This window comes from Pseudomonas sp. AC112, from assembly GCF_979253545.1.
Window position 1 is genome coordinate 5,413,175 of record NZ_CEEDCM010000001.1, and the last position, 23,817, is coordinate 5,436,991.

At 58.0% G+C, this 23,817-nt stretch carries 25 protein-coding genes, 1 tRNA gene and 1 pseudogene; 13 read left to right on the plus strand and 14 right to left on the minus strand.

The window, feature by feature from the left end:
* Positions 1-10: 10 nt before the first annotated feature.
* Entirely contained in the window at positions 11-1,630 is a 1,620-nt protein-coding gene (locus tag AC0IYN_RS25275; protein WP_406597022.1) for an APC family permease, read from the minus strand.
* Positions 1,631-1,817: 187 nt separating this feature from the next.
* On the opposite strand from AC0IYN_RS25275, the gene AC0IYN_RS25280 reads away from it, so the two are divergent.
* From AC0IYN_RS25280 to treS, 3 genes are all read left to right on the plus strand, one after another.
* Positions 1,818-2,591 carry a PAS domain-containing protein gene (locus AC0IYN_RS25280; RefSeq protein WP_457247598.1) on the plus strand — a complete coding sequence of 258 codons (774 nt, stop codon included), beginning with the start codon at positions 1,818-1,820 and terminating at the stop codon, positions 2,589-2,591.
* A gap of 82 nt (positions 2,592-2,673) precedes the next feature.
* On the plus strand, positions 2,674-5,700 hold the full coding sequence (locus AC0IYN_RS25285; RefSeq protein WP_471843854.1) for a YobI family P-loop NTPase: 3,027 nt from the start codon (positions 2,674-2,676) through the stop codon (positions 5,698-5,700).
* A gap of 43 nt (positions 5,701-5,743) precedes the next feature.
* The gene (gene treS / locus AC0IYN_RS25290; RefSeq protein WP_406597024.1) at positions 5,744-7,807 is read left to right on the plus strand and encodes a maltose alpha-D-glucosyltransferase; all 2,064 of its coding nucleotides are present in this window, start codon (positions 5,744-5,746) and stop codon (positions 7,805-7,807) included.
* Positions 7,808-7,823: 16 nt separating this feature from the next.
* Here the strand turns inward: treS and AC0IYN_RS25295 are convergent, their stop codons facing one another.
* Together AC0IYN_RS25295 and ppk2 are read right to left on the minus strand one after the other, a co-directional pair.
* Positions 7,824-8,273, minus strand: coding sequence for a hypothetical protein (locus tag AC0IYN_RS25295; RefSeq protein ID WP_471843856.1), 450 nt, complete (start codon positions 8,271-8,273; stop codon positions 7,824-7,826).
* A gap of 162 nt (positions 8,274-8,435) precedes the next feature.
* Positions 8,436-9,353: a polyphosphate kinase 2 gene (gene ppk2 / locus AC0IYN_RS25300; RefSeq protein ID WP_406597026.1), complete on the minus strand. Its 918-nt coding sequence runs from the start codon at positions 9,351-9,353 to the stop codon at positions 8,436-8,438.
* Positions 9,354-9,539: 186 nt separating this feature from the next.
* Between ppk2 and pstS the strand changes: the two genes are divergently transcribed.
* From pstS to AC0IYN_RS25330, 6 genes are all read left to right on the plus strand, one after another.
* Positions 9,540-10,568 (plus strand): phosphate ABC transporter substrate-binding protein PstS, encoded by a 1,029-nt coding sequence (gene pstS / locus AC0IYN_RS25305; RefSeq protein WP_406597027.1) that lies wholly within the window; start codon positions 9,540-9,542, stop codon positions 10,566-10,568.
* A gap of 73 nt (positions 10,569-10,641) precedes the next feature.
* Complete coding sequence (pstC, locus tag AC0IYN_RS25310; RefSeq protein WP_078048570.1) at positions 10,642-11,607, plus strand: phosphate ABC transporter permease subunit PstC; 966 nt, start codon at positions 10,642-10,644, stop codon at positions 11,605-11,607.
* The gene (gene pstA / locus AC0IYN_RS25315; protein WP_078048569.1) at positions 11,607-12,500 is read left to right on the plus strand and encodes a phosphate ABC transporter permease PstA; all 894 of its coding nucleotides are present in this window, start codon (positions 11,607-11,609) and stop codon (positions 12,498-12,500) included. The genes pstC and pstA overlap by 1 nt, the downstream gene beginning before the upstream one ends.
* 76 nt (positions 12,501-12,576) lie before the next feature.
* The gene (gene pstB, locus AC0IYN_RS25320; RefSeq protein WP_217649954.1) at positions 12,577-13,338 is read left to right on the plus strand and encodes a phosphate ABC transporter ATP-binding protein PstB; all 762 of its coding nucleotides are present in this window, start codon (positions 12,577-12,579) and stop codon (positions 13,336-13,338) included.
* A gap of 29 nt (positions 13,339-13,367) precedes the next feature.
* The gene (locus AC0IYN_RS25325) at positions 13,368-14,066 is read left to right on the plus strand and encodes a hypothetical protein (RefSeq protein WP_078048567.1); all 699 of its coding nucleotides are present in this window, start codon (positions 13,368-13,370) and stop codon (positions 14,064-14,066) included.
* Entirely contained in the window at positions 14,066-14,656 is a 591-nt protein-coding gene (locus AC0IYN_RS25330) for a hypothetical protein (RefSeq protein ID WP_406597029.1), read from the plus strand. The genes AC0IYN_RS25325 and AC0IYN_RS25330 overlap by 1 nt, the downstream gene beginning before the upstream one ends.
* Positions 14,657-14,715: 59 nt before the next feature.
* Here AC0IYN_RS25330 and AC0IYN_RS25335 read toward each other — a convergent pair whose 3' ends face one another.
* The gene (locus AC0IYN_RS25335) at positions 14,716-15,321 is read right to left on the minus strand and encodes a cysteine hydrolase family protein (protein WP_078048565.1); all 606 of its coding nucleotides are present in this window, start codon (positions 15,319-15,321) and stop codon (positions 14,716-14,718) included.
* Between the two features lie 233 nt (positions 15,322-15,554).
* Between AC0IYN_RS25335 and AC0IYN_RS25340 the strand changes: the two genes are divergently transcribed.
* On the plus strand, positions 15,555-15,752 hold the full coding sequence (locus AC0IYN_RS25340) for a hypothetical protein (RefSeq protein ID WP_406597030.1): 198 nt from the start codon (positions 15,555-15,557) through the stop codon (positions 15,750-15,752).
* A gap of 98 nt (positions 15,753-15,850) precedes the next feature.
* Here the strand turns inward: AC0IYN_RS25340 and AC0IYN_RS25345 are convergent, their stop codons facing one another.
* Positions 15,851-16,132: a hypothetical protein gene (locus tag AC0IYN_RS25345; RefSeq protein ID WP_099492123.1), complete on the minus strand. Its 282-nt coding sequence runs from the start codon at positions 16,130-16,132 to the stop codon at positions 15,851-15,853.
* A 176-nt stretch (positions 16,133-16,308) separates the two neighbouring features.
* On the minus strand, positions 16,309-17,322 hold the full coding sequence (locus tag AC0IYN_RS25350; RefSeq protein ID WP_406597031.1) for an alpha/beta fold hydrolase: 1,014 nt from the start codon (positions 17,320-17,322) through the stop codon (positions 16,309-16,311).
* Positions 17,323-17,877: 555 nt separating this feature from the next.
* Here AC0IYN_RS25350 and AC0IYN_RS25355 point away from each other — a divergent pair.
* Entirely contained in the window at positions 17,878-18,240 is a 363-nt protein-coding gene (locus tag AC0IYN_RS25355) for a hypothetical protein (RefSeq protein WP_406597032.1), read from the plus strand.
* Between the two features lie 535 nt (positions 18,241-18,775).
* Here AC0IYN_RS25355 and AC0IYN_RS25360 read toward each other — a convergent pair.
* A complete protein-coding gene (locus tag AC0IYN_RS25360; RefSeq protein WP_406597033.1) occupies positions 18,776-19,165 on the minus strand; it encodes a hypothetical protein in 390 nt (129 codons plus the stop codon).
* 255 nt (positions 19,166-19,420) lie between these two features.
* Here AC0IYN_RS25360 and AC0IYN_RS25365 point away from each other — a divergent pair, with 255 nt between their 5' ends.
* Positions 19,421-19,792 carry a hypothetical protein gene (locus AC0IYN_RS25365; RefSeq protein WP_406597034.1) on the plus strand — a complete coding sequence of 124 codons (372 nt, stop codon included), beginning with the start codon at positions 19,421-19,423 and terminating at the stop codon, positions 19,790-19,792.
* Positions 19,793-20,323: 531 nt separating this feature from the next.
* On the opposite strand, the gene AC0IYN_RS25370 is transcribed toward AC0IYN_RS25365, so the two are convergent.
* The 6 genes and pseudogenes from AC0IYN_RS25370 to AC0IYN_RS25395 all read right to left on the minus strand — a co-directional run bounded on the left by AC0IYN_RS25370 (position 20,324) and on the right by AC0IYN_RS25395 (position 22,634).
* Positions 20,324-20,575 (minus strand): hypothetical protein, encoded by a 252-nt coding sequence (locus tag AC0IYN_RS25370; RefSeq protein ID WP_457247605.1) that lies wholly within the window; start codon positions 20,573-20,575, stop codon positions 20,324-20,326.
* Entirely contained in the window at positions 20,572-20,703 is a 132-nt protein-coding gene (locus tag AC0IYN_RS25375) for a hypothetical protein (protein ID WP_457247606.1), read from the minus strand. Before AC0IYN_RS25375 ends, AC0IYN_RS25370 begins: the two co-directional genes overlap by 4 nt.
* Complete coding sequence (locus tag AC0IYN_RS25380; RefSeq protein ID WP_471843863.1) at positions 20,703-21,446, minus strand: hypothetical protein; 744 nt, start codon at positions 21,444-21,446, stop codon at positions 20,703-20,705. Before AC0IYN_RS25380 ends, AC0IYN_RS25375 begins: the two co-directional genes overlap by 1 nt.
* Before the next feature lie 97 nt (positions 21,447-21,543).
* A pseudogene (locus tag AC0IYN_RS25385) lies at positions 21,544-21,838 on the minus strand (Arm DNA-binding domain-containing protein); the annotation flags it as partial.
* Positions 21,839-22,001: 163 nt separating this feature from the next.
* A tRNA-Leu gene (locus tag AC0IYN_RS25390) sits at positions 22,002-22,088 on the minus strand.
* A 264-nt stretch (positions 22,089-22,352) separates the two neighbouring features.
* Positions 22,353-22,634 carry a hypothetical protein gene (locus AC0IYN_RS25395; RefSeq protein ID WP_099492121.1) on the minus strand — a complete coding sequence of 94 codons (282 nt, stop codon included), beginning with the start codon at positions 22,632-22,634 and terminating at the stop codon, positions 22,353-22,355.
* A gap of 199 nt (positions 22,635-22,833) precedes the next feature.
* On the opposite strand from AC0IYN_RS25395, the gene AC0IYN_RS25400 reads away from it, so the two are divergent.
* On the plus strand, positions 22,834-23,307 hold the full coding sequence (locus AC0IYN_RS25400; RefSeq protein WP_406597090.1) for a GFA family protein: 474 nt from the start codon (positions 22,834-22,836) through the stop codon (positions 23,305-23,307).
* On the opposite strand, the gene AC0IYN_RS25405 is transcribed toward AC0IYN_RS25400, so the two are convergent.
* Positions 23,279-23,806: a DinB family protein gene (locus tag AC0IYN_RS25405; protein WP_457247609.1), complete on the minus strand. Its 528-nt coding sequence runs from the start codon at positions 23,804-23,806 to the stop codon at positions 23,279-23,281. The genes AC0IYN_RS25400 and AC0IYN_RS25405 overlap by 29 nt on opposite strands.
* Positions 23,807-23,817: the final 11 nt, after the last annotated feature.

A 23,817-nucleotide genomic window follows, 5' to 3' on the forward strand; every position in this document is an offset into this window, starting at 1 on the left:
GGCTCCTGAATCAGTAAGTCGCGGGTGTCAGCGGCGCGTGAGGTTCGTCGACCGCTTCGCTTTCATCGGCTTCGTGTTCCAGTCGTACCAGGTGAGCCGGCACGCCCGTGGCGGCGCCCCAGTAGTAAATGCCGAGTGCGCAAGCGGCGACGACAATCGTGTCGAGCGGGTGGCTGATCACGCCGATGCCGCCAAAACTACCGAGCTTGGACAGCAGGATGGTCACTGCGTAGAAGCCGATCAGCCAGGCAGACGAGCGCACTTGCTGCTTGAGGTTGATGTGTGCGGTCGGCACCCAGCGGGCGCACAGCAGGTACACCACGAACATCAGGATTTGCAGTCCGAGCAACCAGGAAACGGTGCCCCAGCCAGACCAGTACACGATCAGCGCCGCGATGATGAACGACAGCGGGCCGAGCACCGCCATGCCCTTGACCCGGAACGGCCGCGCCATCTGTGGTGCGTTGCGGCGCAGTGCGGCGACGGTGACCGGGGCAACGGCGTAGCTGAGGATCAGCGCCGCCGACACCACGTTGATCAGTGCTTCCCAGGACGGGAACGGCAGGGTCCAGAACACCGACAGGCCAAAGGTCAGCCACAGCGCGGGCCGTGGAATGCCGGACTTCTCATCGATACGCGTGAAAATCTTGAAAAATGTGCCGGTCTGCGCCCAGCCATACACCACACGGGGCGTGGCGTTCATGTAGATATTGCCGCAGCCACTGGGGGAGATCACGGCGTCGGCCACCACCAGATAGGCCAACCAGCCAACGCCCAGCGCCAGGGCGATATCACGATAGGGCAGCGCGAGTTCCTTGCTGATCCCGGCCCAGCCATTGGCAAGCATTTCCGTGGGCACGCCACCGAGGAAGGCGGTTTGCAGCAGCACGTAGATTGCGGTCGACAACAACACCGAAAGGATCAAGGCAATTGGAATCGTACGTTGCGGGTTCTTCACTTCGCTGGCCACCGAGATGATCGGCGTCAGCCCCAGGTAGGCGAAAATCACCCCGCCGGCCGACACCGCCATCTCAATGCCCGACAGGCCAAACGGCGCGAAACCCTGCACCTGGAAGTTCGCCGGTTTGAAGAAGGTGAACAGCACACCGATCACCAGCAATGGCACGATGAACTTGAACACGCTCACCAGGTTGTTGGCGATGGCGAAGGTTTTCACGCTGCGGTAATTGAGCACGAAGAACAGGCACAGCAGGGCGAATTGCACGAGCCAACCCAGGGTGGTCGGGTCACTGGAGCCGGCCTTGGTCAGCTCGGGAAACCATGCCGCGGCGTATTGGCGCGAGGCGACCACTTCGATAGCCACCAGGCTGGAAAACGCGATCAGGGTAATGAAGCCCATCAGGTAGCCCAACAGCGGGCCATGGGAGTAGACCGGGTAGCGCACCACGCCGCCGGCACGCGGCAATGCGGCGCCCAGTTCGCAGTACACAATGCCCAGCAGCAGTACCGCGAAACCACCGATGAGCCAGGAAACAATGCCCGCCGGGCCTGCGATTGCGGATACGTGGCTGGCTGCGAACAACCAGCCCGAACCGAAGATGGCACCCAACCCGATAAAGGTCAGGTCCATCAGGGAAAGCTGTTTCTTGAACTTGCCTTGAGCTGACATAGCGTCGCCTTCTTGTGAGTTATTGGATAGGCATGCAGTGGCCATACAGTGAACTCATGAACGGCGGCGCGATTGATGTTTTTTGCTGGCATCGATGACGAAATCAGCACAGTTTTGGTGGCTCGACAGGGTGCCGGGCATCGTGCAATCTGCTACCCGTCCAGGCCAACAATGGGGATCAATCGTCATGATGCAGAGCGCGTTTGCGACCCTTTGCCAAGGGAGCAACCCCAAAGACATCGAACAGTTATTGGGCAGTGTCGCGCAGCTATTGCCGATGCTCGATGTGATCCCCAATGCGGCGGTTTTCATCAAGGACACCCAGGCCCGCTATGTGCTCGCCAACCGCACCCTGGTGCAGCGCTGCGGGCTCAAGCAGCTGCAACCGCTGCTGGGCAAGACCAGTGCCGAAGTCTTTCCCGCGCAACTGGGGCCGGGCTACACCGAGCAGGACCGGCGCGTGCTGGAGCAGGGCTTTGTGCTGGAAGATCAGCTGGAACTGCACCTGTACGGCACCCGCGAACCCGGCTGGTGTTTGACCCACAAGTGGCCGCTGTACAACCATTCGGGCACGATCATTGGCCTGGCCGGTATCTCGGTTGACCTGCAGACCGCCAGCGAAAGCCACCCGGCGTACCAGCGCCTGGCCGCCGTGGACGCGCACATCCGCGCGCACTTCAACCGTCGTGTCACCCTAAGTGAACTGACGCGCATTGCCGGGATTTCCGTGGCGCAACTGGAGCGTTATTGCAAGCGCGTGTTCCACCTCACGCCACGGCAGATGATCCAGAAAGTGCGGCTGGAGCATGCCCACCGCTTGCTGCACACCGACCTGCCGATCACCGAAGTGGCGTTGCAGTGCGGGTATACAGACCACAGCGCGTTTACCCGCCAGTTCAAGGCGTCGACGGGGTTTACGCCGAGGCAGTATCGGCAGGCGACGGGCGGCGCGGGCGAGTAATCCATCCAACCGGTTGCTGTTTGAAAATAGGTTCTTTGCCTTCGATAAACCGGGTGGGACTGCTGGGTGGCGATCAGCTATCATGGCGCGCATTCACACCGCACCGTTAATTGCAAAACAGGATGACTCAGTGACTCAAGGATTAGTGTGCAGGCTTAAACGCAGTTTCAACGCCTTTCTCAAAACGTGGAACGCCGACAAGGCCATTCTCAAAAGTGACGGGGCTTTTGAACCTCTGACACCTGTATTGCTTGAGGACAGTCAAGCGGATCGCTATGCGAGTGTGTTTCTGCACGCGCTGCGCAATGAGCAAGTTCGTAATATTGCGCTCACGGGCGGGTATGGTGCAGGCAAGAGCAGCGTTATCAGAACCTTTTTTGATCGTCACCCAGAGTTCAAGCATATTCTGGTTTCACTGGCGACCTTCACGCAGGAAAGTCCAGTAGGACGCGAAGCAGAATCAGATCTGATGTCGCGCATTGAAGAAACAATCGTTCAACAACTGTTATATGCCGTCCCTGCGAAAAAACTGCCAAAAACGCGATTGAAGCGCATCGTACAAGCTTCCAATTCCAGTATTGCGCTGCACACGGTGTTCTTGGCATTTCTGATCGTCAGCGTTCTGCGGATGTATCTGCCCTCCGTCAACATGCTCCCGAAAGTCGACCCCGATTGGCTTGTTCCAGCACTCATGCGCTTCCCCGATTGGTTCGCTTTGATTATTGCGGGTGCGTCGAGCCTGTACATTCTTCACTCTGTGTTGAAGTACCTCTCGCTCTTCAGCATTGATGGGTTGACGCTGAAAGGCGGGAAGTTGGAAGCGACTCATCATGGGTCCGTACTGCACAAGAACGTCGACGAAATTATCTACTGTTTTGAACGCAGCGATATCGACGTGGTGGTGATTGAGGATCTCGACCGGTTTGGTATTCAGGATGTGTTTTTCCGGCTGCGCGAAATCAACTTTACGATCAGGCAGTCCCCACAAATCAAGCGCCCCGTGCATTTCATCTATGCCATTCGCGATGAGTTGTTCTCAGTGGGTGAAAAGACCAAATTTTTCGACCTGGTCATACCCGTGATACCCGTCGTAAGCTCGGAAAACTCCGGGGAAAAGATGATGGACTTGTTGCGGGCAGAGCGCTTTAAACCTGTGATCGGGCGTCTTGATCGCGGGTTGATCGAGACTGTGTGCGAGTACATTGATGAGATGAGGCTGATCAAGAATATCGTCAATGAGTTTGATATTTTCTCCAGCCTGCTCGGCGATCGTGGCGTGGTTCTTGATGCGAACAAGCTGTTTGCGATGGTGGTCGTGCGCAACTTGTACCCGGAGGCATTTGCCGAACTGATCAAGCGGCGTGGGGCGATCTATTCGGTGATCACTGGGTTCGGTGAGTGGCGGGTTGGGCAGGCACGGGGCGCCAGGACCGCAATCTTGCATTTGCAGGACCGCGAATCGAAGATGGAGCCTGCCCTTTTTGAGCAAGAACTCGAATCGCTGAAAACTAAGAGTGTGCGTGCCCTGCGAATGGCGTTCAGAGACGCCGTAAATTCGGGGTACGAGGACGTTTTGGCCCGGGACCTTAAGGGGCTCGAAGGCGTCATTGAGCTGATGCGTGCCGGCTTTTTCGATATTGACTACAACGATTACCTGAGTTTTTTCTATGAAGGGGCACTGACGCAAAATGACAAGAACCTGATCCTGGCCTTACGCCGAGGCGATTCTCTGCAGGTTATGACCGTGGTCAACGACCCTGCGAGGGTGCTTGGCAAACTTGAGCATGATTCCCTGGAAGAAGGCCGCGGCTTGATCTCCGGATTGGTTGAATACCTATGCAGCCAAAGCAGCGCTTCGGATGAAGGACCCCACGCTGGAAAACTGGCTACGATCCTCAACGCGGCTCCTCAATGCATGGACCGATTTGCCGAGATGGTCGATTCACTTTTGCTGAGCACGCATGCACCCGTCTTAATTCAGGCTATCTACGAGACAAATCCCATGTTGTTAGAGCGGCTGGCGATATCGGTGCCGAGCGGGCCAAGAAAGGCTTTGCTTTGCACCATTTTCAGCAGCTTGAGCCCCGATCAGGTCGCCGCATTGGGAGAGGGCGGCAGGGGCATTCTGCACAGTGTTCAAGAACTGCCGGACGTTACCGATTTAGTCCCACTGCTTGCACAGAGCGAAGGTGCCTGGAAATGGTTGCATGAACTACCTGTTCTGTTTCATAACCTCAGCGATACAACCCGCTCAGATGACCTCAAGCAGTTAGTGAGTCTGGGGTTTGTCGAACCTCGACTGGATATGCTTCGCCTGATTTGTTCAACGTTTGAAACAGCGTCAGGCAATAACGAACGGATCACCTACCGCCGGCTATTGGCCCTGGAGTTGGACGGTATGGAAAAGCTGTTGGTTCACGCCTCGCATACGCTTATCGAGGCATTGCTCAGCCAAAGCGAAGTGTTGGATGAGTCCGCTGAGTCCCTGGCAAAGTTGCTTACCGCAGCGGTGGACAAGCCAGATCAGGTTGCCTCATTGCTTGAACACACAGTGTGTCCATTGACGGCACTGGAAGGCACGCCCGAAGCTATCTGGTCGCTTTTATTAAATGCTGAAAGGATCAGTGGCAAATCGCAGGCAGCCTGGACGTATTTTCGAGCTATCCCTCTGTTCAGCCCTCGCCAGAGTATTTTCGCACTGCCCAAGGTTGGGTACAGCAATAAGCCCGAAAGGGCAGTTTTGAGCACGTTCATTGAGCGTAACGCAGAGGCCTTGGCCGACACGCTCTGGACGCTTCATCCCGAGCACAATCACGAACTACAGCTATATCTGCTTCAGGACCCGGTACTACGCAATGACACGCTCAAGCTGTTGCTGTCTACCACCACCCTGAAATCGATTGATATCTTGAGTGACATCCCCGACGTGCGCTGGGGGATGCTTGTTGCTTCCACCTTCCTGCCCTACACGGAGGAAATCAGTAGCATTGTCCAAAATAAAGCCAGCCAACCTGAGGCTGAGCGTTTTGAGCGACGTAAGCTTGAATTCGATGCAACGAATAGCGCCCATACGCCTCATATGACTACGACCGGTGTTACCGATACCTGATACCTCCGCGTCGGGCTCATTCACGACAACAGGTAACAGGCATATGACCGCGGCTGAAAACAACCATGTGAACTGGCTGGTGGAACAATCGATGCTGCACGCGGCACGCCAGCGGGCCAAGCTCTATTCGGGCCAAGGCCGGTTGTGGCAGCAGCCTTACGCGCAGACCCGGCCCCGTGATGCTTCGGCGCTGTCGTCGGTGTGGTTCACCGCCTACCCGGCCTCGATCGTGACCCGCGAAGGCGGCACGGTGTTGGAGGCGCTGGGCGATGAGGCGCTGTGGCACGCCTTGTCGAAGATCGGCATCCAGGGCATCCACAATGGCCCGCTGAAGAAGTCCGGCGGCCTGAGCGGCATGCAGCACACGCCGACCATCGACGGCAATTTCGACCGCATCAGCTTCGAGATCGACCCGCAGCTGGGCACCGAGGCACAGTTGCAGGCGTTGACACGCATGGCGGCGGCGCACAACGCGGTGATCATCGACGATGTGATCCCGTCCCACACCGGCAAGGGCGCGGACTTCCGCCTGGCCGAGATGGCGTACGAGGACTATCCCGGCCTTTACCACATGGTGGAAATCCGCGAAGAAGACTGGCCGTTGCTGCCCGACGTTGCTGAGGGCCGCGACGCGCAGAACCTCAGCCCGGCGCAGGTCGATGCATTGCGCGACAAACACTACATCGTCGGCCAGTTGCAACGGGTGATCTTCTTCGAACCCGGCGTCAAGGAAACCGACTGGAGTGCGACGGACGTGGTGCTGGGCGTGGACGGCAAGCCGCGCCGCTGGGTGTACCTGCATTATTTCAAGGAAGGCCAGCCGTCGTTGAATTGGCTGGACCCGACTTTCGCCGCGCAGCAGATGATCATTGGCGATGCGCTGCATGCCATCGACGTGATGGGCGCGAAGATCCTGCGCCTGGACGCCAATGGTTTCCTCGGCGTGGAGCGCAAGTTGGACGGTACGGCCTGGTCCGAGAGCCATCCGCTGTCGATCACCGGCAACCAGTTGCTGGGCGGGGCGATTCGCAAGGCGGGCGGTTTCAGCTTCCAGGAATTGAACCTCACCGTGGATGACATCGCGTCCATGTCACACGGCGGTGCCGACCTGTCCTACGACTTCATCACCCGCCCTGCGTACCAGCACGCGTTGCTGATGGGCGACGCCGAGTTCCTGCGCCTGATGCTGCGTGAAATGCACCGCCAGGGCATCGACCCCGGCTCGCTGATCCACGCGTTGCAGAACCACGATGAACTGACCCTCGAACTGGTGCACTTCTGGACCTTGCATGCCCACGACACCTTCCTGTACCAGGGCCAGACCTTTCCCGGCAACATCCTGCGCGAGCACATCCGCGAGCAGATGTACGAGCGCCTGGCTGGCGAGCATGCGCCGTACAACCTCAAGTTCGTGACCAACGGCGTGTCCTGCACCACGGCCAGTATCATCACGGCCGCCCTGGGCATTCGGGACCTGGACGCGATCACCCCCGCGGACATCCGGCAGATTCGCCAGATCCATTTGCTGCTGGTGATGTACAACGCCATGCAACCAGGGGTGTTTGCCTTGTCGGGCTGGGACCTGGTGGGCGCGCTGCCGCTGGCGGCCGAAGAGGTCGAACACTTGATGCAGGATGGCGACACGCGCTGGATTCATCGTGGCGCCTATGACCTGGTCGACCTGAACCCGGACGCCGAATTATCCGCCGGCCATATGCCGCGCTCGAAAAGCCTGTATGGCAGCCTCAACAGCCAATTACAGGACCCCGAGTCGTTTGCCTCGCAATTGCAGAAAATCCTCGCGGTACGCCGTGCCTACGACATTGCCGCCAGCCGCCAGATCCAAGTGCCGGAAGTGCAAAACCCAGGGTTGCTGGTGATGGTCCACGAATTGCCCGCCGGCAAAGGCATACAAATTACCGCGCTGAACTTCGGCGCCACGCCGATCACCGAGACCCTGAACCTGCCGGATATCGCGGCGGGGATGGTGGTGGACATCATCAATGAACGGGTCGAGGGTGACCTGACGGCAGAGGGTGAGTTCACCATCACGCTGGATGCGTATGAAGGGTTGGCGCTGAGGGTCGTCAGCAGCGCCCCCCTCTGACCCCGCCGGAGCCCGGTCACCTTGCGCCTGGCAGTGCAAAGTAACCGGGTGACTCCGTGCAAGGCACTCGCGAAGGGTTGTCGCAAGCCTGCGGCAGGCTGCGCCTGGAGCGGGCCATGAACCATTCCAGCACCAGGTATTCCGGCAAGCCGCAGCGCCAGTAACGCTCACCGTGGCTGGCCAGGCTGACCTGTTCGCTGTCGGCAGGCCGGCCATAGATAAACACGTTCGCGATGGCGTAGGCGTCAAACGCCGCCCCTCCCACGTCGGGCTTGCGCACCATGTGATCAGCGGCCAACAGCACATCGAAACGCCTCAGCCCGGCACGGCTCAATTGCCGGCCTTCCCGGTCGCTGCTGGCGGTGGCGATACAGTGATGGCCCATGCGGTTGAGCATTTTTTCGATCTGCACGACATGGGCATGAAGGGAATCCACGATGAGGATCCGCAGGTGTTTGTCGATCATGGCGGGGTACCTGTCAGCTGTGCGCCGGGCGCGTTCCACAGAGGGGGTGGGAAGGGGCCAGCGTATCGCTGTCAGGCACAGGATGATTTAAGACGGGTCTGAAAAAAACAGGCAGGCGGGCGAACATCCGGATGCGAGATGCCGCCTGCCTGCACTGGGGGATCAGTAGCGCTGCGGCACAATGAGTTCCGGCGGCGTCGGGCTGCGCGAATAGTCTTCCTGCCTGACGCGCTGCGGCAGCTCGATCACCGGCAGCTCGACCTCTTCATACGGCATCTGCCCGAGCAAGTGGTGGATGCAGTTGAGGCGGGCCTTCTTCTTGTCATCGGCTTGCACCACCCACCACGGCGCTTCGGCGATGTGGGTGCGTTCGAGCATGATTTCCTTGGCCTTGGTATAGGCTTCCCAGCGCCGGCGCGACTCCAAGTCCATGGGGCTGAGTTTCCATTGCTTGAGGGGGTCGTGGATGCGACTGAGAAAACGCAGGTGCTGTTCCTGGTCGGAAATCGAAAACCAGTACTTGATCAGTTGGATACCGGAGCGGGCGAGCATTCGTTCGAACTCCGGCACCGTGCGGAAGAACTCTTCGTACTGGTCCTCGTTGCAAAACCCCATGACCTGCTCGACACCGGCGCGGTTGTACCAACTGCGGTCGAACAGTACGATTTCACCGGCGGCCGGCAGGTGCGAGACGTAGCGCTGGAAATACCACTGGGTCTGCTCGCGGTCATTCGGCGCGGGCAGGGCGGCAACGCGGCAGACCCTGGGGTTCAGGCGCTGGGTAATGCGCTTGATCACACCGCCCTTGCCGGCAGCATCACGCCCTTCGAACAGGATCACCACCTTGTGGCCGGTCTTCACCACCCAGCTTTGCAACTTCACCAATTCGCCCTGCAGGCGGAACAGTTCGCTGAAATACACCCGCCGTGCGGCTTTCTCGCGGCTTTCTCCAACGTGCTCATCAAACAGTGCGTTCAGGTCATGCCCGTCTTCGGATAATTCCAGTTCCAGCTCTTCGTCACTGTGATCCAGCAACTCACGGTGGATGCGCTGCATCAAGGTGTCTTCGATTGAGGACATGGGCGGAACTCGCGTGGTGGGAGATGGCAAAGTCTTAGTCGCATTTTGTTACTAACCAATGACATCAAATCGCGCGATTGCGGTGGGAGAGGGGGACAACAAGGCGTTTTGCCATTCCACGTTCATAAAACCGTAACAAGATTGTTGCAGAGTTCCCGAGCCCGTAATTCACAAGGATTTTCCTGAATGAAACGTCTGATGAAGTCTGCTGCACTCGCCGTTGCGGTTTCTCTCAGTGCCACCTCGGTGTTTGCTGCCGAAAGCATCCGCCTCACCGGTTCCGGTGCGAGTTTCCCAGCCCCGATCTACCTCACCTGGTTCAAGGATTTCAGCAAGAAAACCGAGGGTGTCACCGTTGATTACCAATCCAAAGGTAGCGGTGCGGGTGTACAGGACTTCCTGAACAAAACCGTCGACTTCGCCGCCAGCGACTCGGCCATGAAAGACGAAGACATCGCCAAGGTTGCCGAAGGCGCGCAACTGCTTCCGATGACTGCCGGTGAAATCGTGTTGGCGTTCAACCTGCCGGGCAATCCTAAAGAACTCAAATTGCCACGCGATGTGTACTCCAACATCTTCCTGGGCAAGATCACCAAGTGGAACGATCCAAAGATCGCCGCCGCCAACCCGGGCCTGAAACTGCCTGACATGCCGATCACTGTTGTAGTGCGTGCAGACTCCAGCGGCACCACCGCTGTGTTCACCAAGCACTTGGCTGCGATCAACCCTGAGTTCCAGAAAGACCTGGGCGAAGGCAACACCGTCAACTGGCCCGCCAGCGACAAGTTCATCAAATCGCCGAAGAACGATGGCGTGACCGCCACCGTACGCCAGACCCCAGGCGCGATTGGCTACATCGAGTACGGCTTTGCCAAACTCGCCAAGGTTGACTTTGCCCAGCTGCAGAACAAGGCCGGCAAGTACGTGGTACCGAACGCCGAGAGCGGCGCCGAAGCCCTGGCCGCGGTGAAAATGCCGGAAAGCCTGGTGGCCTGGCTGCCGGACCCGGATGGCGCCAAGTCCTACCCGATCACTTCCTACACCTGGATGATCTTCCGCAAGGACAACGGCAACCCAGCCAAAGCCAAAGCCATGCGTGACATGGTCGAGTACAGCCTGACCGAAGGTCAGAAAATCGCCGACTCGATGGGCTACATCCCACTGCCTCCATCGGTTGTCGACCAGGTTCGCAAAGCTTCCGCCAACATCCAGTAAGGCCGCCAGGCCGCTCCCAGCATGGGCTGTCAGCCATGCCGGGAGCGTTCCCCCCTTGTTCCGGAATTAGCCAATGAACACACCTTTTGTCGTACCGGTTAACCCGGATTCTGCGTGCCAGCCGCCGTCCACGAAGGACTTTGTGGTTGACCGCACCTTCCGTGCACTTGCACGCATAGGCGTAGTGCTGGTGCTGGCGCTGGTTTTCGCGCTGGTCTTCGAAGTAGGGCGCAAGGCACTTCCCGGTATGGAAAAGCACGGCTTTGACGTGCTGTTCGGCAGTGTCTGGGACGTTAACCAAGGCAAGTACGGGATCCTGCCCGCGATTTGGGGCACGCTGTACAGCGCCCTGATTGCGTTGCTGATCGCAGGCTTTTTTGGCGTCAGCATGGCTATTTTCCTCACCCAGGATTTCCTGCCAGCCAAATTGGCGGCGGTGTTTCGCACCATCGTCGAATTGCTCGCAGCCATCCCCAGCGTGGTCTACGGCCTCTGGGGCATTTATGTGGTTATCCCGGCCATCCGCCCGCTCACCGCGTGGCTGAACAGCGAACTCGGCTGGATTCCTTTTTTCGGCACGTCCCTCAGCGGGCCGGGCCTGTTACCAGCTGCACTGGTGCTGGCCATCATGATTCTGCCGACCATTGCTGCCGTGTCCCAGGACGCCCTCACGGGTGTCCCGATGAAAACCAAGCAAGCCGCCTACGGCATGGGCACCACTCACTGGGAAGCGATTCTCAAGGTGATGGTGCCGTCCGCCGCCACTGGCATCTTCGGATCGCTGGTGCTGGGCCTGGGCCGCGCCTTGGGTGAAACCATGGCCCTGGCCATGCTGGTGGGTAACGCCAACAACATTTCCCTCTCGCTGTTCGCCCCGGCCAATACCCTGGCGGCCTTGTTGGCGCTGAACTTTCCCGAAGCCGGCCCGAACGAGATCGAAGTGTTGATGTACGCCGCACTGGTGCTGATGTTCATCACGCTGCTGGTGAACATCATCGGTTCGATGATCATGGTCTACGCCCAGCGGGGTACCAAGTAATGACTGACCTCTCGTCTCCAATCACCGCCATGCCAAGCCTGCAGCGCCGGTTTGAAGGGCGTGCCCTGCGCAGCCTGGTGCTGACCACCCTGGTGTGGTTCGGCGCGCTGCTGGCCAGTGTGCCGCTGATTTCCGTGCTCTACATGCTGATCACCCGTGGCGGCGCGCGCCTGAGCCTGGAAGTGTTCACCGAGCTGCCACCCACCGGCTTCGAGACCGGCGGTGGCTTCGGCAACGCCATGGCCGGCACCTTCGTGATGGTCGGTATTGCCGCCGCCATCGCCGTGCCGGTCGGCATCCTGGCGGCGATCTTCCTCGCGGAACTGGGTCCGGACAGCAAGCTGGCGAACGCCTCGCGCTTTGCCGCCAAGATGCTCACTGGCTTGCCCTCGATCCTGGCCGGCGTGTTCGCCTACGCCCTGGTGGTCATGACCACCGGCACGTACTCGGCACCCGCCGGTGGCGTGGCGCTGGCTGTACTGATGTTGCCTATCGTGGTGCTGACGGCTGAAGAGTCGATGAAGATGGTGCCCAAGATCATGAAGGACGCGGCCTATGGCATGGGCTGCACCCGTTCGCAGGTGATCTGGAAAATCGTCTTGCCCACCGGCATGCCCGCGATCCTGACGGGCGTCATGCTCGCCGTGGCACGCGCTGCCGGCGAAACCGCGCCGCTGTTGTTCACCGCGCTGTTCAGTAACTACTGGATCTACCACGACGGCAGCCTTGCAGTCATGAATCCGACGGCGTCCCTGGCCGTGCTGATTTACAACTTCTCCGGCATGCCTTTCGACAACCAGCTCGAGCTCGCCTGGGCGGCCTCGTTGGTGCTGGTAATGATCGTGCTGGTTGTGAATATCGTGAGCCGTATTTTCGGCAAGCCCAAGTACTAAGAACGGGAGCACCTGAATTTTGAACATGTCATCTGCGCAAGTAGCCGCTCCGTTTATCACCCAGTCGCCTGTGGTCATGGACTGCAAGCTGGACAAGATTTTCTATGGCAACTTCATGGCGGTGCGTGACAGCCATGTGCCGATCGAAAAGAACAAGATCACCGGCTTCATCGGCCCCTCCGGCTGCGGCAAATCCACCGTGCTGCGCAGCCTCAACCGCATGAACGACCTGGTGAAGGGCTTCCGTTTCGAAGGCCATGTGCACTTCCTTGGCCAGGACGTCTACGGCAAGGGCGTTGACCCTGTGGTCGTGCGCCGTTACATCGGCATGGTGTTCCAACAGCCGAACCCGTTCTCGATGAGCATCTTTGACAACGTGGCCTTTGGCCTGCGCCTGAACCGCTACAAGGGCGACCTTGGCGATCGCGTCAAGCACGCCCTGCAAGGCGCGGCGCTGTGGGATGAGGTCAAGGACAAGCTCAAGGTCAGCGGCCTGTCGCTCTCTGGCGGTCAGCAGCAACGCCTGTGCATCGCCCGTGCCATCGCCACCGAGCCGGAAGTGCTGTTGCTGGACGAACCTTGCTCGGCCCTGGACCCGATTGCCACGCGCCGGGTCGAGGAACTGATGGTCGAGCTGAAAAAGGACTACACCATCGCCCTGGTGACGCACAACATGCAGCAGGCGATTCGTGTGGCCGACACCACCGCGTTTTTCTCGGTGGACATCTCCCAGGGCACCCGCACCGGTTACCTGGTGGAAATGGGCGCGACCACCCAGATCTTCGAAAACCCGCGCGAACAAATGACCGGGGACTACATCAGCGGCAAATTCAGCTGATCCGCCTTCCACCGTTTCCAGGATTGCCAATGACTGCAACACGTCGTCTTGATTTGCTCGCGATCGAACGCGCACTGCGTGAGGTACAGGGCCGTTTTGCCCAGCTCAGCCGGGACTTCACCGAGCCACGCGACCCACTGACAGACGAAGTGCTGCAGAATGTTCTTGAAGGCTATGCGCTGATTGACGACTATGTGGCGCGCGGTGTCGACCTGTTCGACCTCCAGCAGTTGAACCTGATGCTGGAGATCAATGCCACCGTGCTCTGCGGTACAGACCCGGTACGCAGGCGGGAATATGCCCAGCACCTGGCTGCCACCGAAGTGCATTTTTTCAACAATGTCGAGGGCGGCATCAAGGACCTGTACAACTGGTACTGCAAGCACCACAACGAATCAGTGTGGAAGCGCGCCGCCGGTGTCTATGTGCGCGTCCTCAGCAAGCCGCAGTTGTTCATTGAAGGCAACCACCGCAGTGGGTCGTTGATCGTCAGTTACTTGCTGATGCGCGAGGGGTTGGCGCCTTTCGTGTTGACGCTGGACAACGCCGAGGGCTATTTCAACCCGTCCTCGGTCATACGCAACTCGGCCAAGCACGGCGTCATGGCGTTGTACGAATTGCCCAAGATCAAGAAAAAATATGCGGCGTTCCTGGAAGATAAGGCCCCTGACCCCATGGGTTTTTTCCTCCGCGACGCACCAGCGCCCGCCTACCAGGGGGGCCAATGATGGGAAGGTTTTCAGTGCTCGACACAATCACGCGTGTGTTCAAGCGTCAGCGCATCCGTATTTCATTCGATATCGATGACACGTTGGCCTGCCAACTGCACCACAGCGCGACCGAACACAGCCGCTTGCCGGCCTGTGTGCACCGTTGGCTGGGTGAACCGCTGCGCAGCGGCACCCGCTCCCTGACCCGCGAACTGCGTCGCCAGGGCTGTAGCGTCTGGGTCTACACCTCGTCCGGTCGCACCCCGTCCTACATCCGGCGCTGGTTGCTGTTGTATGGCATCCACGTCGATGGCGTGGTCAACAGCGTGCGGCATAACCAGGCCCTTACCGAGCGTGGGCTGACCAGCACGCCATCGAAATTCCCACCGGCCTTCGACATTGACCTGCATGTCGATGACTCCGAGGGTGTGCAGCTTGAAGGCGTCGATCACGGTTTTCGTGTGGTGGTTGTGGACCCGCAAGACGAGCAATGGGCACAGCGTGTGCTGGATGCCGTCGCACAGGTCCAGGCCCAGCTTGCACGCCAACAACCGCAGCGCCACAAGGTGCCGGTGCGGGCTTATCCGGGGCTGACGTTGAACGGTTGAGCGCAATAGCAGGCATACAGCAAAAGGGGCGACTGATTGATCAGTCGCCCTTTTTTTGCCTACTTGGCGCTCAAAGCGCCCAGGAACTCGGTATGCCGCAGCGCCTGGGAAAACATTGGCAAGGTGAAGTTCTCGGCAGCCTTTTGCTGCTCCTCGGTGAAGGTCGCCGTGCAGTCGGTCAAGGTCACGACGTTGTAACCCTTCTCGTAGCCAGAGCGCACGGTGCCCTCGACACAGCAGTTGGTCAGAAACCCTGCCACCACCAGGTTGTGGATCCCGTTGTTGCGCAGCACCAAGTCCAGTCCCGTGGTCGCAAACCCATCCAGCCCGCGCTTGCCCTCCACCAGGATGTCGCCGGTTTCACGGGTAATTGCATCGGTGATCTCGGCCCCCCAACTGCCTGCGCGAAACGCGCTGCCGTCGGCAACGCCCTTGAGAATCCCATAGTCACGCGTGGTCAGCTCGGGGTAGCCATCGGCGAACTGGATCGGCAGGTGAATGATCTTGACGCCCAACTTGCGCGCCTGTTGCACCGTGGTCGCGGTGTTGGCCAGCATGTCGGACTGGTGCATCACCTCTTTGACGGCGTCATGGAACACGCCCCCTGGCGTGGTGAAGTCGTTCTGGAACTCGATCAGGACAAGGGCGGTGGCGTTTGGATTCATGTCGGGTCTCCGATAGGGTCATTACTGCGGGGGTTCGGCGTGTCGCTCCAGCATAGCCCCCTTCATGCTATCGAGTTGGGAAAGGCAGACACCTCTGGCGCGTTACCCCTGCCACCACGGGTTTGACGTTGTGTTTTATATCGCACCATTCGTCTAATGCTGGGCACTCCGGCTGCCGTGACGCCTCTGACGAATAAGCGCGGATAACCCGAGCGTCAGAGTGGAGAGCCAGTATGGACATCAATGAAAACGCCCCTGGGAACATTTCACAGCAGGACGTAACCCGCGGCACAGACAACGAGACCGGGCATGATCCAAAGCGTGACGAGGATAATATCCCGCTCCCGGCGGACGACGAGGCACCGCTCGAAGAAGACATGTCTGACGTGGATGCTGCCGACTCGGTCGCGAGCGAGCATCCCGACAACTGATAAGCCGGCGGATACAAAAATCCCGACCTTTGCGTCGGGATTTTTGTATCTGCAGGGCGACTGCTCTTCAGCGTTCAGCGACGGCGGCCTTCGGCGGCTCAGTCATCTACGGTAAACGTCACCCAGCCAGGGCCATCGGCTGATTTTTCGATCTCGGCGATCACACCGCCGACCGACGTACCGTCCGGCAAGTTGACCACCACAGCGTTGGGGTGGGCGGGCCATTGAAGGGGGGCGTCGAAACTCAGGCGCGCGATGGTCGGCTTGCCGCTGCTGGTCAGTTGAATATTCACTGCCTCATTGAGCAGTTCGTCCGAGTGCGTACCCATGTGACGGGATGCAGTGATGACGCTGGCAATACCCTGGTAATCGTAAGACATGAAGGCTGACCTTTTCTGGGTGGGTCGCGGACTCATCCGCATGGGGTGTCTGGAGAAGGCAACGGGTGCGGCCTGGGCAGTTGGCTGCTGATGAATAGAGGGTGCCGGGCTTCAGATCGTTCCCTCGCGTCCACCCCGATTCAGGTTCCAGATCACCCGAAAACAGTGCAACGCTGCTAGCCTTTTGCCTTTAACCAAGCACTGATGGCCTCAACCAGTTCCGCCTTGCACTCCACCGGCAACCAATGCCCGCCGGGTAGGCTGGTCACGGTGAGGTCTGCGCAGGCCGCGCGCATCGGCTCGCCCAACTGATTGCCCTTGATGGTATTCATCGGGTCGTAATCGCCGTTCACGAACAGAACGGGCAACGACAGGCGGCCGCCCTTGAGTGACCGATTGGCATAATCGACGTTGGCAGCGTCGTTCAAATACCATGCGCAGGGCGCGCGGAAACCATGCGTCTCGAACGTCTGGACCAGTACAGCGAAGTCCGCCGCGGGCCAGAGCGCGAGGTCTGGTTGAGTGGGTGGGGCCTGGTGCGCTTGGCCAAACCGCCCACCTTTGCGGGTCACTTCGGCATTGGATGCAACCTTGGCGATGCTTGCAGGGTCGCCTCGCCGATAAATCGACGCCAACGAGGCAGCTTTATCCGCATCCAGGTCAGCGACAGCGGACGCAAAGTGCTTGTTGTAGTAGCGGTAATAGTCCCATTGACCGTCTGGGTACAGGTCCTCTGGATAGATCGCGCGATCAACCAGCGGGACCAGCGTCGGCAACGCGTTCGTCGTCGGGAAGTAGGGCACCGATACCAGCACAACGCCGCGGCTGCGCTGCGGCTCATGAGCGACCAATTCGCCCGCTACGACACTGCCCCAATCGTGGCCCACCCAAATGGCGGGCAGGCCACCGAGATGGTCATGCAGTGCTGCCATGTCCGCCACGATATTTTCAAGGGTGTACGCATCGACGTCTGCTGGCGCAGAAGAGCGACCATAGCCGCGCATGTCCGGTGCAATGCAATGCCAGCCTTCGGCAGCGAAGGCTTCCATCTGCGCGCGCCAGATCAGGCTTATCTCCGGCCAACCGTGCAGGAATATCATCAACGGCCCATCGACCGGGCCCAACGCCAGATAGTGCGTCGTATGGCGGGGTGTGCTGAAGATGTGCGACGTCAGTGTGAGAGTGGACAAAGGATCTCCTCAGGCTACGCCGGTAGATAGACGCGAGGCGGTAGGCGGCATAAGCGTACTACTTTTTAGCACTCTGTCTTCCACCCGAAAGCCTAACCTTGGACTCAGCAGAAAGCCGATGGAATGCCAGAAACGAAAAAACCCGCCAAGGGGTTTTAAAGGGTTTCACGGGCTTTACTGGCTGTCAGTGAAACAAAAGATGGTGCCCGAACCCGGAATCGAAAACCTATGTTCGACGTATTTAGGACTGTATCCCTAAAAATATCCTTTTCATGAAGACACTTGGCGTGTTTGGAACCACGCGGTCTCATGGAAAAAAACCGGGAAATCTGGCTGTTTCATGAGTAATTTCATGGGGTACCGTATGTCCGAATATTGGGGCATTGGAGATTTCGATGCCCAAAAAACATTTTGACTAGGCTCTAGGACGGGGAGTCATCAAGAGGGAGGGGCCCAAGGCCCTTGATCTGGAAAAAGTGACACTTATTTATGCTGACAACGCCCGAGGAAAGTCCACGTTGGCGGCGCTGATGACGGTCTGCGCAGCGAGCGTCCTTGCTTGAGCTGGCGCTTGGCAATGCAGCTGTTGCCCTGCGTTCGGAGTATCAAAAACACAGCGATGCGCAGCGCGCTTGCGCTGGCAAGGTAAGCGTCGCCGAAGCTGCTCTGGCAGGGTTTCGTACAAAACTGACGGTTGATCAGTTCATTGCTGTGCCCGAAATCGTCGATGTCGACGCGCAAATTCAGGCACTCGACAAACAGATTGCTGGGGCACAGGGTGTGGCTCAGACGCTGGCCAAGCCCCTGTTCAAAAAGCTCTTTGCACCCGTGTTCAACCTGGACGAATTCAGAGCATTGGCGGCTAGTAAGCTCGCGCAAGACCACCGACACCCCCGACGAAGCTACCGGGCTCAGTAAATTTGACCTTTTCACACGCCTCTGCATTGCCTGCGGCATTTACGTTTTGCACCTTCAAATACGAGGCCCCGCCACCTATCGCTGTGCCACCCAGCCACCGTACTTCATGACTTTAGCAGCCTTGGCAACTCCTTCTATGTTGGTGGCGTAGCCAGGTATTTGCCCAGGAGCGCCGGCCCGTGTCCACCGATGTACCAAACTGCGGTTTGAAATGCCGAGCGCGGATTTGAGGTTGGGATGATCGGGCAGACCAACACCTTTGCAGACAAGGGATTTCAGGTAGTTATCGAGTTGTGCAAGCAAGCGTTTACGCGCGCTGAAAAACTTCGGTGATCATAGATGGCCGTCTTTGACGAACGCTCTCTGGTGCAGTGCCTCGATTTCCCGAAGGACATTTTTGATGTCGTCTAGATTCGCGGGAAACATGGCCACGCTCACGCCTGTGGCAGTCGATCGTAGGGCCAGAAAGCTTTGGATTTCCTCACGGTAACGCTGCATGAAGTCAGCCTCATCTGCGCTAAGGGGCTCTAGAGCTTTATTGGTCTGGGCTGCGGCTGTGACGAGTAACGCTTCCTGACGAGTGCATTGAAAGTTTGTTCGGATCGCTGAGCACGATCTTGGAACCTGCTTTAGCCTCGCCGAGGCCGGGGTTCAACGATTCGAACTGTTCGAGTACGCCGGGGCTTGGTGAAGAGAAGAACGTGGTCTTCAACTGATCCGCTGTGATGCTTTTAAGCACGATGTAGAAGCCGGGTTCCTGCAGCTTTGGTAGCGGCTTTGCCATTGGCTTGGGCTGGGGCGGTGGCTCAATCACTCGGGATTTATGGAAGCTTCCAGCCCAACTGGTGATATGGGAATAGTTTCCTGAGGTGTCTTGGCAGTTCGTCGCAATCTTTCCTGATAAGGCAGACGTGAAGAAGCGCACAGCTTTTCTTTAGGGACAGAAAAATCCGAAGGGTCAAGTGGCGATATTTAATTTTTGAAAAGCACCAACAGAAACTGCTTCGCTAATTAATTTTCACCCTTGTTATTTCGATTTGAAATTCAGATTATTGTAATTTGTTATAAAAAACTGTTATGTTTAACAGTTCTTATTGAGGGTTGAGTGCTCTAGTGTTTCATCTGTGAACGGCAAGTTCTACATGAATTTAAATTGTTATCTTCTGGACGGAGAATTGTCATGTCTGAATCAATAATGGATTTCGCCAAAGGCACTTGTCATAGGCTTGTGCTGAAAAATGGAACTGTTGTAAATGGAGTGGTCGACAATGTGGATAGGGAAAAAATTTTTATTAATGATGCTTCAGATGGCACGCCCAGAGTCAAAGAAGTTCGGCGTCAAGATATTGATATTGCCAGTCCGGTTCTAATTCAAGGAAGGGGATTTTTAGGTGATTCTCCATCCCCTTCAGTACCTGTTGGGTCCGGGTCATCAGGCGCGAGTAGTGGCACTGCTACCACTAGTGCTTCGACACAGTGGCACGGGTACGGCTGTAAGTGTGGGAAGTGCGGTGGATTTGGTACTTATGCTTATGGTGAGCCTGTTTATTGAATATTAATCCTTATATTCGATGTGCTCAAGAGAATGCCATGGGTGTTAGGGAATAAATTTTTATTCAAGTGTAAGTTGTTTCTGAGGTTTTCGTTGGATGTGTCTTGATCACTATACATAGTGTGGGTGAGCCTTAAAAACAGAATGCCTCGATACTCGAGGCATTCTGTTTTGGCGCGCAGTCTCGTGCGTTCATCACACTGCGCTCCTGAGCATTGTAGTGTCGAAGCGAGATGTGCTTACAAGATAAGGTGGGGGTGTAGTGTGGGCGTCGGATCGCAGGCCCAGTTGTTGACGGGCTTGCTTCGGTTGCTCTTCTGGCACGAACACCAGTTCACCGTCGATTCGTAGGCAGCAGGTACCGGTACGCTGTCGGGTGGGGAGGTGTGCTATTCGCCGCTTATCCGTGGTGGTGTCCTCGCACCGTAGTAGCCTTGTGCCCGCTGCTGCGGAGGTGCCGTGCTTGCATGATGTTGCTCCTTTTGTGGGGGCAGGTGTCGGGGAGGTGCGAACCATCAGCACCGTCTCTTTTCAGCCTTGCTGCAACGGGCTGGCCGTGAATACGGGCTTACGTTCGCAGCGCACTTCAAATAAACCCAGGTCGCGGCCTTCGACATTGTGCAGGTGCACGACGGTGATGAATGTCGGACGGCTCTCCGGGTGGGCGCGCCAGTGATCGGCGGCGGCCAGTTCTGCGAGGTCTTCGGCGCGGCAGCTTTCGACGTAGCGGGTGGGCAGGCAGAAGGTGCCTATCAGGGCGTTGGCGCAGTAGTGCAGGGTCATGGTTTGCGGCTCCCCACATGGGTGAGGTAGTCCAAGCGCAGCATGCTGATGCAGTCCTCAAAGAGTTTGAGATCCAGGCCGCGCAAGTCGGTGAGTTTAAGCCGGTAGTGATGGTGGATCAGGCTCATCAAGAACATGCCGGCGATGAGGCTTTGCCTGCCCCGGGTTGGCCAATGAATTCCAAAAAGGAAAAGGATATCTGCTGTTCACCGATCTGCTGCACGAAGTAGGTGGCCGTCCACCAGAACAAGATTGCCAGCCCGTTAAGCCCGTTCACCGCCAGGAAGTCCTCGAACCTTTCAGGATCGAAGTCCTGACCGCGCTCAATTTTGAAATTGGCCAGGGAGGTCTTGATACCGTTGCCGGCGATGTCGATGAAGCCGTGGTCGTTCACCGGCAGTTCCTTGCCTTGGTGAAAGCCGAAGGTGGGGTAGCAGTAGAGGCCGGTGGTTTCGTCGTAGCCTACGAAGGGCAGGCTGCGCACGACCCGCACCGGGCGGTGTTCGTCGTTGCGCCATTTGTCGCGCAGGCTGGCCAGAACCGGTTCGCCACCTTCGAAATTGTCATCAGGGGTTTGCTCCAGCAGTACGCGGGCGGAGTTTCTAGGGGCTGCGATGGCGTTGGGGGCCACGGGCGCCTTGCAGCTGCGGGATGTGTCGGGGAAGCAGACGTCGAAGAAGTAGTGCTGCTCGTTGGTGATGATGTTCTTTTCCAGGTATTCCAGGTTGGGAATGCAGTTGGCAACCTGCCGGATGATGTGTTCATCAGTTTGGACCATAACCGCCGTCATTACATTGTGGAAGCGGCTGCCAGGGTTGCGCATGAATGCGCTTAAGTGATTGCACTGGGCCGTGATGCGCATTTTCTGCATGAGCTTCGCAAACGTGCAGAGAAAAAGAAAGTGGGAAACACACTGGGGTTTGTCTGCATCGCGATGCGGATGGCTACCGTCAGTTGACGGACTTTGAGCTGGACCCATTCCGCTTGTTTTGTACGAGGTTAATGCCTTGCGCCAGGAGTCTCTTGACTTCTAACCATTTGGCCCGCGCATCCATCAGGCTGATCACAGAATAATTGCCGAAAGAGGTTAGGCCCTCCTTGCCATCAGGTTTGACGTATCGCATGCGCCAAACTTTCCGACCGTTGGCCTGCACTAAGAGATAGAGACCTTCACCATCGAAAAGTTTATAGGTTATAGGCGCATTCTCGCGGCTTGGCTGTGTGACAAGCTGCATCAGAAAGCGGAGTTGTAGTGCGCGACATAAGGGTTCTACCAATTATCGAACTGACCTGTACCCCAAATCTTACCCTTAAAAGCGCCGGAATCACTTGGAAACCGACGGAATGAGATGAACAAAAAAAACTCGCCAAATGGCGAGTTTTAAAGGACTCTACGGACATTTATGGCCGTCAGTAGAACAAAAGATGGTGCCCGAACCCGGAATCGAACCGGGACGCCCTTACGAGCGGGGGATTTTAAGTCCCATGCGTCTACCAGTTTCGCCATTCGGGCGGCAGCGCGTTGTTGCAGGGTTGGGAATATATAGATCCAGGCGCTTAGGCGCAAGGTCGAACGGTGGCTTTGTTGCATTCCGAGGCCGACGAAAAACCTTGCTAGATCAGTGATCTAGAAAGGTTTTCAGCGGTAGATCGGAGAATGCCTATTGTCCCGCGCAAATGTGCTTGGCTTCACAGGCCAATGCGACATCGCTCCTACAAGACAGTTTGGGGGTGAGGGCGCAAGTGCCCTCACTTCGGGTCAATGTGCATCAATGGCCTAAACGAATGGCTGCCCACTGAAGCCACGTGGCAGGCGCTGCAAGCCAGGCAGGTCGGTCAGGCGTTGTGTCCAGGCACTGCGCCAATCAATTGCGGTATGGGTCTTGGCTTTGCGGTTGGCGCGGCGGGCGGCGTTGCGCTGGGTGCGGCGCGCTTCCTTGTAGGCTTCGGTGTTGCGGCAGGTGCGGCACTTGACTCGGTTCAGCTCGGTGCTGGAAGGGAGGTTGGTGCCGTGGTGGCCACAGGCTAAGTGTCCTGCGACCTTGAAGTGAATGACCATGTAAGCGTCTCCTTCTTGGGGGTACGCGCATCGGTAGACCCACAATGCGCGCGGGGAGGGCGGGGGGTGTAATAAATCCCGGCACCTGGGATTTCGACCCCTGCAGCGAGACAGGGTTCGGTTTTGTTTTGCAAGCCTGTTCAACCCTGGGGCGGGACGTTAACCTGCCACGCACCCCATCAATAAAAAGGAAGCCATGATGAGCGTCGACACCCCCCCACATGAAGGCAGCTGTCGCTGTGAGCGTGTGCGTTTCAGCGTGAGTGCCGCCCCGGTGATGACCATGGCGTGCCATTGCACCGGTTGCCAGAAGATGTCCTCCAGCGCGTTTTCCCTGAGCGCGTTGATTCCCGCCAGCGCGTTCACGGTCACCCAGGGTTGCCCGGTGATTGGCGGCCTGCACGGCGCAGACCGCCACTACTTTTGCCCGCACTGCATGAGCTGGCTGTTCACGCGCCCTCATGGCATCGATGAATTCGTCAATGTGCGCGCCACCTTGCTGGATAACGCGAACAGTTACGTGCCGTTCATGGAGACCTGGACCCGCGAAAAACTGCCCTGGGTCTCCACGCTGGCGGTTGAAAGTTTTGAACAGTTGCCCGAGCCCCAAGCGTTTGCGCGCTTGCTGCAGGCGTATGCCGAGTTCAGTCAATCAGCGCCAGTAAATCCGTAGTCCCCACATCCAGCCCCGCCTGGGTCAGCAAGGTGGTTGCCTGGCCCCGGTGGTGGGTCTGGTGATTGAAGAAATGCACCAGCAGGCTGAAGAAGTCTTTATCGGCCGCGGTACCGCGCATGTTGTGGTAGTGCAGGCGATGATCCAAGTCGGATTCTTGCACGCTCTGGGCCCAGTCGATGATGAGCTGGTCCAGCCAGGCACGCCGGGTGGCAAGCTCGCGGATATTGGCAAACGCCAGCTGCTTCAGGTCGACCGGTGTGGCGATGGCACTCAACGGAGCCAGTGCCGGGTAGCCTACCGGATGCTGGGCAAACCGCTTGAGCCAGACCGTGTCGCCCAAGGCCAAATGGTTGAGCGTGCCGAGTATCGAGCCGAAAAAAGCCTGTCGGTCCATCGACAATTGCGCGTCCGACAGCGTGCTGGCCGCGTCGTAGAGCTTGCGGTTCATCCACTGGTTGTAGCTGGCCATCAATCCGATGTGCTCAATGCGGTTCACTTGGGTTTTCT